The sequence below is a fragment of the bacterium genome (assembly GCA_040753085.1).
Lineage (GTDB): Bacteria > UBA9089 > JASEGY01 > JASEGY01 > JASEGY01 > JASEGY01.
Genome location: JBFMHI010000083.1, coordinates 1 through 11,637 on the forward strand (window position 1 = coordinate 1; position 11,637 = coordinate 11,637).

An 11,637-nucleotide genomic window follows, 5' to 3' on the forward strand; every position below is an offset into this window, starting at 1 on the left:
CCAAAGTATTATCCTATAGAGGAGTCCGTGTAGCCACGAGGAAAAAACTGACAGAGAACCGCAAAACCTGTTGACTCTCAACAGATTAAGCTACACTCACTCTGTCGGTACAAGATGGAACATCCGTTAAAATATTACCGGCATCCATAGCCCCACCTCCTGCTGCACCAGCTCCCACCAGGGAGAGGGGACGTTGGTAAAAAACGCAAGAAACCATCCTAATAGCCTATCTCTCAAGTCACCCTTACCATTAATCCTTCGGCTACCCCTGTACTCGCTTATCTTTCCCTTGCGACTTCAGGATACGCGGACACAAGATTCTTTCTTCCCACTTCACAACTTACATTAATTGTTTTTTGCGTTTTTTAGGCTCTTTGGTATTTCCCGTGACAGACTCCTAAAGAGAAGTATGCACAATCTCTTTAAAAATAGAGACTTGCAGGCACAAAAATTAGTTCAACGCAGAGTTCGCAGAGAAAACGCAGAGGACACAGAGAAAAAACTTAAATCTCTGCGATCTCAGCGGAATCTCAGCGTTCTCAGCGTTAAATTCCATCACGGCAATTACCAAAGAACCGTTTTTTACCAACGTCCCCCATGTTCCCCAACGTCCCCCATGTTCCCATGTTCCCCCACTTATACACCTTACCGTTGCCAAAGAGAGAAGGCCAGCAGTATAAAGGTGCCCAATAAACAGCAACAAGAGAACAAATCCCCAAATCTGGAGTAAAGAGTTGTCTTTTCTCTTAATTTAACAACACCTTTCAGGGCTCCAGGCACAAAGAGCAATGTTTTTTCCAGGATATTTCCATAGGGGTCGATGATCATTGATATTCCACTTTGGGCAGCACGAATGACATAGGATCTGTTTTCCACTGCTCTGAATACAGCCGATACAGCATGTAAATAAGCAACTGGCGTCTTTTTGAACCAGGCATCATTAGTTAGAATAATAAGGAAAGAGGCCCCTTCTTGAATAAGTTTCCGTGAAATTGAAGGATAAACGGATTCATAACAAATAACGACTCCTAATTTACCTATAGGAGAAGAAATAGGCTTAATTTCTCTCCCTGCCTTGAATCGCTGTTCAGCAAAGGGAACCAAATTGACTTTATCATACTGCCCAATAATTTTGCCCTTTGGTGAAAATACAAGGGCTGAATTGTATTGATTACCTTCCTTATCTTTGGTAGGAGTGCCGAGGATTATATAAGAGGTTCCCTCATATGCGAATTGACGAATTTTCTCCTTCCATTTCTCGTCTTCTCTGATAAAAACACCAAGATTGGTCTCCGGCCAAACTATTATTTGAGGCTTTCTCTTAACTGATCCCTTTGTCAATTCAGAATAGGTATTTTCAACAATTTGGCTGTATTTTGGATCATACGGTGCAATCTGATACAGCCAGACAGGAATACTCCCCTGAATAATAGAAGTGGAAAAAGATAGCGAGTTTGGAAGAGACTCTCTCTTGCTACCGTAAAGCATTATCCCTGTAGTAAGAAATATTATCAAACTGAGAGTTATGATGTTCCTGATAGAAACTTTACCTTTGTGTAAAAAATCTTGGAGACATTCTGCCACATACGAGTTAATCAGGATTATCCAGAAAGATATCCCGTATATTCCTGTTACGGTTGCCATTTGAATGAGAGAAATAGACTGATATTGAGAGACCCCAATACTGGTGGGAAATGAGAACGGCCCAATAGTTTTTAAGAACTCCAGAGATGTCCAGATTACTGGGGGAATAACTCCATGAAAATGTTTCAATCTGGCTTGAAGGAAGGTGGTTAGCAGGCTAAAGATAGCCGTAAAGAGGGAGAGATAGACAAGCGTCGCAAGAAAGACCAGCCAACTGTAAGAGATTAACCCATAAAATAGAGCGGCATAAAAGAAGCATCCTTGAACAAATCCCAATAAGAATGTCTTTTTCAGTTTTTGATTTTTAATCGAGATAAATAGAGTAACAAAGGCTATCCAGGCCAGATAGCTCAAGTTGAATGGCGGGAAGGAGATAACCGACAGGAGAGCTGAAATGACAGCTAAAAGAAAAGGGATGATTGAAGGATTAATTATCATTACCCTCCTTCCTTTTCCCAAGGCTTAAAACATAACCATCCCATATTCTTCTAAAGCGGTTTTCTTTCAACAGCACCACTCCATAATTGGGATCGATAATAAGGATTCCATCATCACTTCCGTGGCCAATTACGAGTCCAAAATGACTTTTCTCAATAAATGCGATCAATATACGTCTTCCGATCATTTTTCTGAAATCATCCAGGGTCAAGAATAACCCTTGAGCCACTAATCCTTTTTCACGAGCTGCCTTGGATAGATTCAGCATCGATGTCCCTTCTTTGTTACAAGAAGATAAAAAAGCTATCTCTTCTTCCGAGGCTTTCACCCCCATTGCCTTACAAGCAAGAGCCAATGTAGCCGGACCACAGGTGTAGTTAGTCTTTTGAAGGAAAGCGAGATCCTTTCTGAGTATGACTCCACCATAGACAGTAAGTGGCGGCGGTTTAAGAAGTCGTCCCTTTATTCCTTCTACAATAATCGGATCTGATAGTTCAATATAAGCTCTTATACCAAAGGTAGCTCCTGCGCCCACGATTATAACAATCAACCCAAGGGTTAATATTTTGAGCAAAAGGAAACTTTTTACCTCAGTCTCTGATCTTTTCCTTTTAACCATCTTAACAGATAATCTCTACTGGAACTATCAAACTGGCCGAGAACTTTACCATCGGAGGTATCTCTTATCATCATACTAAAAGCCCCGGGATAAGTCATCTCAAAGAGTTCCTCCGGACTATTTGCCTGAGTTTCAAATAATTTATAGTAACTTATGCCATTCCATTTGCTGGTCTCTTTGTCTTTATAGAGACAAATGGCATGACCAAAATCAACAGTAACCTGTTGAAGGATATAGGCCTCATAGCCATGCCGGCTGAGAGCATACGCCTGAAATCCCATCTGATCATCGCAAGCGCCTTTTTTCAAGTTGAATATCTCCTCCGGCTCACAGAATTTATTCGGAGTAGATTCATATTCAAAGTAATTTCCTGCATACCAGGCCACCTTCTCCGGGGTATCAAGCTGACTTATGGTTTCCTGGAAACTTAGACCTTCCACCTCTGGAGGTTCCCAAAGATATGAACAATCAAGCGGATACACAGAAGAACCCTTAGGGACAGTCTTTTCTTTATCCAGGATATTTTCCAGGATGTCTTCCTCTCTTTCCCCTCCAAGGCTGATCTGAAAGCCCCCACGGTTATCTCCGTCTCCGGAAAGCCAGAAAAGACCCCAATTCCCCCTGGAAAATCTTTTTCCTACCGAGACGGCAGAATATTTCTCCCAGGAAAAGTAACTCTTTTCTCCCCCTCCCAGACTGAACATCCCTCCTACCTGTCAACCATTTTTTAATTCACTTTTGAACTCCATCCTTCTTCCCTGGTAAGGGTAGTCCTCTCTGATAAGTTGAGTCTTTAATGGCTCATAGAGGGAGACCTCTATTCCAATACCTCTGGGAGTATTTATCCCAATGGTAGTCGATAGGTTATGGTTCTGAAGAAGATTAGTAAAAATTCGACCCGGAATGTAAAAAGGAAACTGGACAAACCCAGAGTAAACCATTTCCCACTCTACCGACGAGGTTATTTCCCTTCTGACTCCGGTTTCAAAGGCAATCAGAACATAACTAAGCATATTGGGTATGTTATCTTCTGTCTTTCCAAAGTCAAAGAAAAGAAGTTCCTCAAGACCGAATCTCAGGTTCATACCGGTCTTCTGCCCTTTGTCAAGGAAGATGGGGTTGGCATTGGACCACCTACCGGTGTCATATAATGCCCACCCTTTTATTGACACGGGGTTATAATCTGTTCCCGCAGAAAAGATGGAGGGCAAGGAAAGATAGGCTAAACCATTATTGGACTTATAGTCTACTCTATCCTTTAGCAGCTCCTTTTGTCGTTCCCACTCTACCTTCAAGAGGGTAGACTTGTCCAGCAGGTTATCCTTACTCAGTTTGGAGACCTTGAAAAGAAAATCATTGTTGGCCTTTGGACTCCAATTTAGTTCCAGCCCTTGCTCTAAAGGCTGACCAAATTCTTCTTGGTAGATATATACCCTCCCCCTCACTTTCTGAGAGAAATTATGAGTAAGAGCAATATTCCTTGTGCCCAGGGTCAGGCTTGACTCCTTAGCCAGAGCAGGAGATAATAATCCCGAAAGCAAGAGGATAAACAGTAGAAATAGAGGAAGGTACCTATTCATATCTTATTGTCTCCATTGGGGTCAAGCGAGCGGCCTTAATAGCCGGATATAGGCCGGAGAGCAATCCCACCAATAGACAAAAGGAAAGGGAGAACATTGCCATACCCGCCGTAAAAATGACCATTGTATTGCTTAATTCTGATCTTTTCAGGAAGAAGTTTACTGTCTGAATAATAGAGGCACCTATCCCGAGCCCGATTTCTCCCCCGATAAATCCCAGTAAAAAAGCCTCGGTCAGAAATTGGAGGAATATATCCACTTTCCTGGCCCCTACTGCCCGCCTTATCCCTATTTCAGATGTCCGCTCCATAACCGAGGTCAGCATAATATTGGTAATTCCAATCCCCCCAACCACAAAGGAGATGCTAACCAAACTTCCCAGAACTATTGTCCACAATTTCATGCTCTTTTCTATTCGGTCTAAGATACCCTTAGCCGTGGTAATATCAAACTTGTCAGCCCTGAGATGCGTTTTTCTCAGAATCTCTCTGGCCCTCTTGGCCGCCTGGTCAACAACGGCCATACTCTTTGCCTGAAGATGGAGGTAGCTTAATTCATCTTTGCCGGTTAAGCGTTTCTGGGCAGTGGTCAGAGGAATGAAGATGATTTTGTTTTTCCAATCAAGTATATTCTGATCGCCAAAGACCATTTCTTTGTTTTGCATAACCCCTACGACTACATAAGCCTCATCCTCGATCTCTACTATTTGGGGATTCTCGCCGGCAAACAGTTCCGCCTTGATCTTTTGCCCCAACACACATACCTTTCTGCAACTCTCAAGATCGCTGTGAGTTATAAATCGACCTTCTTCTACCCAATGATCTTCTACCTTTTGAAAATCAGGAACCACTCCGTAAAGGGGATAAGTGTGCACCTTATCTCTATATTTAACCGGTAAAAAAAGACGGACTACAGGAGAAATCCCTTCAAACAAGGAGTCCTCCTCACAAAATAACCGATAGTCAAAGTAATCCAACACCCGTGGCCATTCTCTTGGGTCTTCCCTCTTATATTCTTCCCTGGGAAGTAGTGAAACCGAGATATTAAGGTACCCCCCAATCTCGGTTAATATCTTCAAATTTTCAACTTTGGCCCCATTTAAGATAGCTCCCACTGCCAGACAGGTGGCTACAGCAAAGACAATCCCCAATATCGTTAACGCTGCCCGCAACTTGTGTTCTAATAAACTCTTTAGTCCCGCTCTCAGGCTTTCCCATATCCTCATATTCGATCCCGGTCAAATTACAGCCGTTCTTCCTTTTCTATCATTCCATCTCTAAGAGAAATAATTCTGTTTGTCTGCCTGGCAATCTCAAGGTTATGAGTGGTTAAAATCACCGTATTTCCTCTTTGATTCAGCTCCTTAAATATGGAAATAATCTGCCGGCCGGTCTGGCTGTCAAGATTACCGGTTGGTTCATCCGCCAGGATCAGAGAAGGATTATTGACCAGAGCCCGGGCAATCGCCACCCTTTGTCTCTCACCCCCGGAGAGTTCAGAAGGATGATGATTGGCCCTCTCAGTCAGGCCAACTGAAAGTAGAGCTCCCTCGACTTTTGTCTTTCTTTTTCTCCTGGGTATCCCCCCGTAAATCAAGGGAAGCTCCACATTCTGAAAGACCTTTTTTCTGGGGATCAGATTAAGGGTCTGAAAGACAAAACCAATCCTTCTGCTTCTCAATTCAGAAAGCTGCCCATCTTTTAACTCTGCCACATCAGTTCCTTCCAGGCTGTATTCTCCCCGGCTTGGTCTTTCCAGACACCCTAGGATATGCATCAAGGTGGACTTTCCTGAACCGGAAGGGCCAACAATAGATAAGAATTCTCCCTTCTCTACTGTTAGAGATATGTCCTGGATAGCCACTACCTCAACCCTGCCCATTTTATAAATCCTGGTTAATCCGTGGGTCATAATTACCATATCGACTTATCTTTCGTTGATCTATCTTCCGGAATTTTCAAGCTTACCTCATCCCCTTCCGCAAGACCTCTAACTATTTCTATATTATACAGGTTAGAAGAGCCTGTTTCCACCCATTGTCTTACATATCCTGTTCCTTTCTTTAAAAAGACCATCTGGCGACCATCCTTTTCCCTAAAAACCGCTTCTACCGGAAGAGAAGGAACCCCCCTTTTCAGGTAATTAACTATCTTTACTCTGGCTGTCATATAAGGCCTTAGCCAGGAAGCAGGATTTAGAATCTTAACCTCCGTCCAAAAGACCTTTCTTCTTTCTACCATATCCGCAGCTAAGGAGACCTTTGAAACTATCCCCTTAAAAACCTCTCTGACAGGAGGAACCTCTATCTCAATCTCCGCCTCCTGGCCTTTCTTCACCTTTGAAATGTCGATCTCATTTATAGCTACCTTTACTAACATCTGCTTCAGATCAGCCACGATTAACAGCGGCTTAGATAAGTCGCCATAGCCAATGATCTCTCCTTCTTCTACATTTTTTTGAATCACTATACCTGAAACAGGGGATTGAACGACAGCATTCTGTAATTGATTTTCAGCTAATTCAAGGGCCTCTTCTTTCTCCCTGACTTCTGCTTTAGCTATAGCCAGGTCTTCTTTCCTGGTTCCTTTTTTAATCAGATTCAACCTGGCCTGAATGGCCTCACATTCACTCATGGCCAGGTTATATTCTGCCTCTGCTGTTCTTAACTCCTTGCCTGTTGCTCCCCCGGCCAGAAACAACTCAGTTTTATTGTGCCGATTATTCTCTGCCTCAGCCAGTCTTATCCTGGCTGCCCTAAGCCGGGCCTTTACCTCCGAGACCTCTTCTTCACAGGGGCCGGCCTTAAGCTTGGCCAGATTCATTCTGGCGGCATATAGATTAGCCTTCGCTCTTTCAAGGGTATGCAAAAGCTCCTCTTTATTCAACCGGATCAGAACCGCTCCCTTTTCTACCCGGTCACCTTCTTCTGCCAATATTTCCTTTATTCGTCCCCTGAATTCAGAAGTGATCTTGGCCTCATTAGCCGGTGAGAGGTAACCCGTCTCAATCAGGGTTTCAACAATATCTTTCTTCTTTACTCTCACCAGCGGGACTTCCTGCTGACACTTTTTCTCATTCTCCTTTTTATAAAAGAAGAAGGCAGAGATAAAGGTAATGATTATTATCCCCCCTATTCCAATCAGGATAAACTTTTTCACTCTATCGTTATCCTTTTTCCTCCAAGACCGGTGATATGTTCCAGACCAGCCAGGGCAATCAAATAACTATATCTTGTAGCAGTCAGATGTGCCTTCGCCCTTTCCAGTTCTATTTCAGAGGTAACAAGGTTTAACTCAGTAATTTCTTTCAGCTCATATCTTTTCCTCTCTATCATCAGCTTCTCCTTCTTCTGAACGATGTTCACCTCTGTAGTCTCAAGCTTTCTCTTTGCTTCCATTATATCGTAAACTGCCTGATAGACTTGTTGAGAAATCATTCGTCTCATCTTTTCCGGAGGGACCTCATAATAGCGGTAGGCGTCTGTCTCTATTCGTCCGGCAGCAATTTTCTTTGCCAGCAAATCCTTATCAAACAAAGTCAGTCTTCCTTCTTTAATATCGGTGGTAGGTTGAGTCCCACCTTCCATCTTATCTTTTTCCAACCTTCCCCAAAGACTATGATCAAAAAAGGGCAGCTCTAATATTAGTTTAACCTCCCATTCCTTATCTTCGAGGGGGAAATCATTCCCAGTTTCCTTGTAATTTCCTGCGATGTCAATCTGAAGTCCAGGAGGATTGGTTATTATCGCATCAGTTTTTCTAAGAAGATAATCACTTTCAGAGATCAGGATTTCCGGGCTGTTTTTTAGAGCCAATTCAATTTGCTCCTCTATCTCAGGCACTGCTGGCAGTGGACCGATATCTTCCTCAACAAGATTGATTGGCTGCTTCCCATCTATTCCCAACCTGTCTTTTAATCTGAGGCTTAGCAAATGTAATAGCTTTTGACTGGCTTCCAATTCAGTTGTAATCTCCTGAAATTCTGCTTTATAACCAAGTAATTCCAGTCTTGTAATCAATCCCTTTTGATATGCCTCCTCTGCTTGACTACAAAGACTGGCCACTCGGTCGAATATCTTTTTGGAAGTAGTCAAATTAATCCGGGCCTTCAGGACTTCAAAATAATACCTCTTTATTTCCAGGACGAGATCGTTTTTCTCCTTCTGATAAATAGCCTCGAATAGCTTCACCCTTGCCCGGGCCTGGTGGTAAGTGCCCAGAAGTTGACCACCATGATAGAGAGGCTGTCTCAATTCTGTCTTCCAGATATAAGTTTCCCATTTTAGAGGGCCAAACATTTCTTTCTCTTTTGTTTCACTTTGGATTAGAGAAGAAGATATTTGAGGAAGAAACTGCTTGATGGAGTCAATCAAAATCTTTCGGGAAAGACCTATTTCCTTTTTTGCCTTTTGAAGCTCGACACTTTGCTTTATCCCGATACTGACACAGTCATTTAGAGAAAGGGAAACAATCTTTTCCGCTCCAAAGAGAGGAGAGGGAGCATTTAGTGTGGCCAAGAATAAAAGTAGACACCATATCCCTCCAACCCATTTCATAATCTTTCTGCTAATCCTCTTCCTCCTTCAGGCTATATTCAAAGAGATAAATCTCAGCATAAGGAGGAGAAACAGTAGAATTAATCTTCCGCCCCAATATCCGCCATATTCGCTTTTTATCATCAGGCCAGGTAACCACTGTCTCCACAGGACAATCTATCCTTAATTTCTGAACTATCTCCCCCGAATTATTCATCAGAAATACATTCTCTCCTGACACGCTTTCGGAAGATACGCTAACCAGAATATAATCGCCATTTGACGACATTTCAACGTGAGGCAAGAGCCTGTTCTTATACGCTTTTATCAGTCTTCGACCCCAGAGGTATTTCCCCCATTCTCCATCATAGGAAGTAATTATCAATTCCGGTTCGGTTTTGCCTTTATATTCAAGAGTAGCCACAAACTTCCCGTCATCTGAAATAGCAGCCCCTGCCAGAGGATAAGTAGTAAGCTTTGCTTGGCGTAAGACCCCTTCTTTAGTGACAAAATAAAGTAAACGCTCATCCAAATATCCGGCCATAACCTGGCCACTTTCTGACACGTAAAAGCAATTATTATGACTCCCTATATGCCCCCAAAAAACGTCTCTCCACAAGACCTCTTTCTTTTCGACATCGTATAAAGTGCCACTGTCTGTAAACACATATTTCCCGTGGGGTGATATGACAGCAAAAAAAGTTTGCCAGGGGCCACTTTCCCAAACTTTTCCAACTTTGTTTTCAGAAATTTTCCAAATCTCCAACTCCCCTGCCTCATCAGCATCAGGAATCACCAATAAGTACCTACCATCGGCTGAAAACTGAGGTCCGCCTCTTCCCTCAAACTCTCCGATAAGTCTCTGCTGACTATTAAAGATAAGAAGTTTATTTGTATAATCGTCAAAGGCAAGGGATATCGCCACATAATTCTTATTAGAAATAGCTGCTGCAGTATAAATAACCCTCTTTTTATACTCTTCGCTGAATCTCTTTTGCCAAAGCATCTTGCCTTCTTCATCAAAAAGATAAAGATCGCCCTCTTTATTGGCAACTAAAATCATGCTTTCATCTATATTAATACTACTGCTTTCTTCAAATACTCCAGGAATTCTCTTTTTCCACAGCAGATTGTTATCTTCTGATAACTCCGCGTTTGCCGCTAAAGGTTGAATTATAGAAAAGATATACCCCACGACAAGAAATACCCTTGAAATAATCTTAAGCATCCTCTCTTCCTTCCCTGCCCCAAGATTGCTCCCCTGAAATTGAGTTGGCTCAACCTGGGAGCAATCCTGGGTGCCACTACTTTTACATTTATCCTCCCTATTGTCACATCCTTAATGCTCTAATCTTCTAATTCTATTTGGTCTGATTAATACCACCCATACCTATGCCTCATATATTCTTCAAAATCCTCTATTGTTTGCACTTGCTGGGACGGTGCTTGCGTTTGTTCCCAATTTAGCCCGTGGACAGCCGGATTAGCATAACAAAACCCGTAATCGGTCCAGCCACCCTTCTCTGCCACATTCGCATATCCAGTGGCGTTTGGTTTCAGATATCTGACCTCAAAATGTAAATGTGGCCCCGTGCTGACTCCTGTATTTCCTGAGAGACCGATAAGGTTTCCTTCCGAGTAAGAATAATTTAGCTTTGCCTGCTCCGCTGGTAGTACACCATCTTTCAATCGAAGATGGCCATACACTGTAGTTAATTTGCCAACCGGTTTTCCATTATCATCGTTTATTGAATCAGTAAGATAGACAGCATTTCCATAGCCACTTATCTTTCCAGTGTATGTTACTATACCCTCGTGAGCTGCCATTACCGGCGTACCCTCACCTACCTTAACATCAACCCCTGCATGGACTTTAGTGCCTCTTAGCCATCTGAACCCAGAAGTTATACGGTTATATTGGGAAACTGGATAGTAAAATTTAATCTTCTTAGCTGCTTCAATGGCCTTTTCAGCTTGGGCAGCAAACTTAGCACCATCTTTTTTATAATATTTAGGGTGCATTAAGTAGTTGGGGTCGGAAGTGGGATATTTTATTGTACCCTCACGTTCTATTACTCCATAGTCATTCGGAACTGCAACACTACCTGCATCTTCTTCCTTAGGTGTGTTATCATCGCCGCCGAAGATTGCATAACCAATAGCTGCCAATACTAACCCACCTACTATGTACTCACCGATTCCGCCTTTTCCTACAATCTCTGCCATCTCCTCTTCAGTTAACACCCTACTCTTCGGCGTAGTTATCGCCTGCGCCGGAGCAGCGATCGCGAGGAGAAAAGCAGCTATGGTAAACCAGCTAATCCACTTTTTAGACATTTTTATCAGCCCCCTTTCTTTTATTTCTAACTACTTCGGAACGGTTCAAATCGCCCATTTTGGTGTGAAATCTCGCATTTTTTATGGAGTTTAGACTTTAGCCTTTCATAATGAAATCCTAAAGGATTAACTCCAAGAAGTTAACTTTTAGCCGCAAGCTTTCACAGTAAGGTGAACCATCCCATTACTTCCTATCGCCAGATTATTTACACATCACCTCCCTCTTTTCGGCTATTTGACTAATAATCTTTCCCTTTTATCACCCCCTTTCCTCTCAGGAAATCCTCTCTGAGTTGGTCTGGCTATCCTAATCTGATAACAGAGCAACCGTTGCATGTTCAACCTGCTGCTATCTGAATCTGAATCAATACCCCAAGAGACAGAAAAAGCCCAGACATCTTTCTTCAAGCTGCCTGAGCCTAAAATATCCTGAGCGAGGGGTGATAAAAAAGCTTATTGCGGGGGGGGGGGTAGGTATTGTATTA

Annotated in this window: 10 protein-coding genes; all 10 read right to left on the reverse strand. The window is 42.7% G+C overall.

Annotated features, from left to right (window positions below):
* Positions 1-645: 645 nt before the first annotated feature.
* The gene (gene lnt, locus AB1797_09210) at positions 646-2,082 is read right to left on the reverse strand and encodes an apolipoprotein N-acyltransferase (protein ID MEW5767789.1); all 1,437 of its coding nucleotides are present in this window, start codon (positions 2,080-2,082) and stop codon (positions 646-648) included.
* Positions 2,072-2,656 (reverse strand): cysteine peptidase family C39 domain-containing protein, encoded by a 585-nt coding sequence (locus tag AB1797_09215; protein MEW5767790.1) that lies wholly within the window; start codon positions 2,654-2,656, stop codon positions 2,072-2,074. Before AB1797_09215 ends, lnt begins: the two co-directional genes overlap by 11 nt.
* Before the next feature lie 11 nt (positions 2,657-2,667).
* A complete protein-coding gene (locus tag AB1797_09220; GenBank protein MEW5767791.1) occupies positions 2,668-3,405 on the reverse strand; it encodes a hypothetical protein in 738 nt (245 codons plus the stop codon).
* A gap of 12 nt (positions 3,406-3,417) precedes the next feature.
* Positions 3,418-4,281, reverse strand: coding sequence for a hypothetical protein (locus AB1797_09225; GenBank protein ID MEW5767792.1), 864 nt, complete (start codon positions 4,279-4,281; stop codon positions 3,418-3,420).
* Positions 4,274-5,506, reverse strand: a complete 1,233-nt coding sequence (locus AB1797_09230; protein MEW5767793.1) for an ABC transporter permease — start codon at positions 5,504-5,506, stop codon at positions 4,274-4,276. The genes AB1797_09225 and AB1797_09230 overlap by 8 nt, the downstream gene beginning before the upstream one ends.
* 17 nt (positions 5,507-5,523) lie before the next feature.
* Positions 5,524-6,192, reverse strand: coding sequence for an ABC transporter ATP-binding protein (locus tag AB1797_09235; protein MEW5767794.1), 669 nt, complete (start codon positions 6,190-6,192; stop codon positions 5,524-5,526).
* Positions 6,193-6,194: 2 nt separating this feature from the next.
* A complete protein-coding gene (locus AB1797_09240) occupies positions 6,195-7,439 on the reverse strand; it encodes an efflux RND transporter periplasmic adaptor subunit (protein MEW5767795.1) in 1,245 nt (414 codons plus the stop codon).
* Entirely contained in the window at positions 7,436-8,836 is a 1,401-nt protein-coding gene (locus AB1797_09245; protein MEW5767796.1) for a TolC family protein, read from the reverse strand. The genes AB1797_09240 and AB1797_09245 overlap by 4 nt, the downstream gene beginning before the upstream one ends.
* A 10-nt stretch (positions 8,837-8,846) precedes the next feature.
* Positions 8,847-10,043 carry a WD40 repeat domain-containing protein gene (locus AB1797_09250; protein MEW5767797.1) on the reverse strand — a complete coding sequence of 399 codons (1,197 nt, stop codon included), beginning with the start codon at positions 10,041-10,043 and terminating at the stop codon, positions 8,847-8,849.
* A 146-nt stretch (positions 10,044-10,189) separates the two neighbouring features.
* Positions 10,190-11,152, reverse strand: coding sequence for a M23 family metallopeptidase (locus AB1797_09255; GenBank protein MEW5767798.1), 963 nt, complete (start codon positions 11,150-11,152; stop codon positions 10,190-10,192).
* Positions 11,153-11,637: the final 485 nt, after the last annotated feature.

Coding starts and splice junctions, on each gene's coding strand:
- AB1797_09245 (MEW5767796.1), bottom strand. CDS start 8,836: ATGAAATGGGTTGGAGGGATATGGTGTCTACTTTTATTCTTGGCCACA.
- AB1797_09235 (MEW5767794.1), bottom strand. CDS start 6,192: ATGACCCACGGATTAACCAGGATTTATAAAATGGGCAGGGTTGAGGTA.
- AB1797_09250 (MEW5767797.1), bottom strand. CDS start 10,043: ATGCTTAAGATTATTTCAAGGGTATTTCTTGTCGTGGGGTATATCTTT.
- lnt (MEW5767789.1), bottom strand. CDS start 2,082: ATGATAATTAATCCTTCAATCATCCCTTTTCTTTTAGCTGTCATTTCA.
- AB1797_09220 (MEW5767791.1), bottom strand. CDS start 3,405: ATGTTCAGTCTGGGAGGGGGAGAAAAGAGTTACTTTTCCTGGGAGAAA.
- AB1797_09230 (MEW5767793.1), bottom strand. CDS start 5,506: ATGAGGATATGGGAAAGCCTGAGAGCGGGACTAAAGAGTTTATTAGAA.
- AB1797_09255 (MEW5767798.1), bottom strand. CDS start 11,152: ATGTCTAAAAAGTGGATTAGCTGGTTTACCATAGCTGCTTTTCTCCTC.
- AB1797_09225 (MEW5767792.1), bottom strand. CDS start 4,281: ATGAATAGGTACCTTCCTCTATTTCTACTGTTTATCCTCTTGCTTTCG.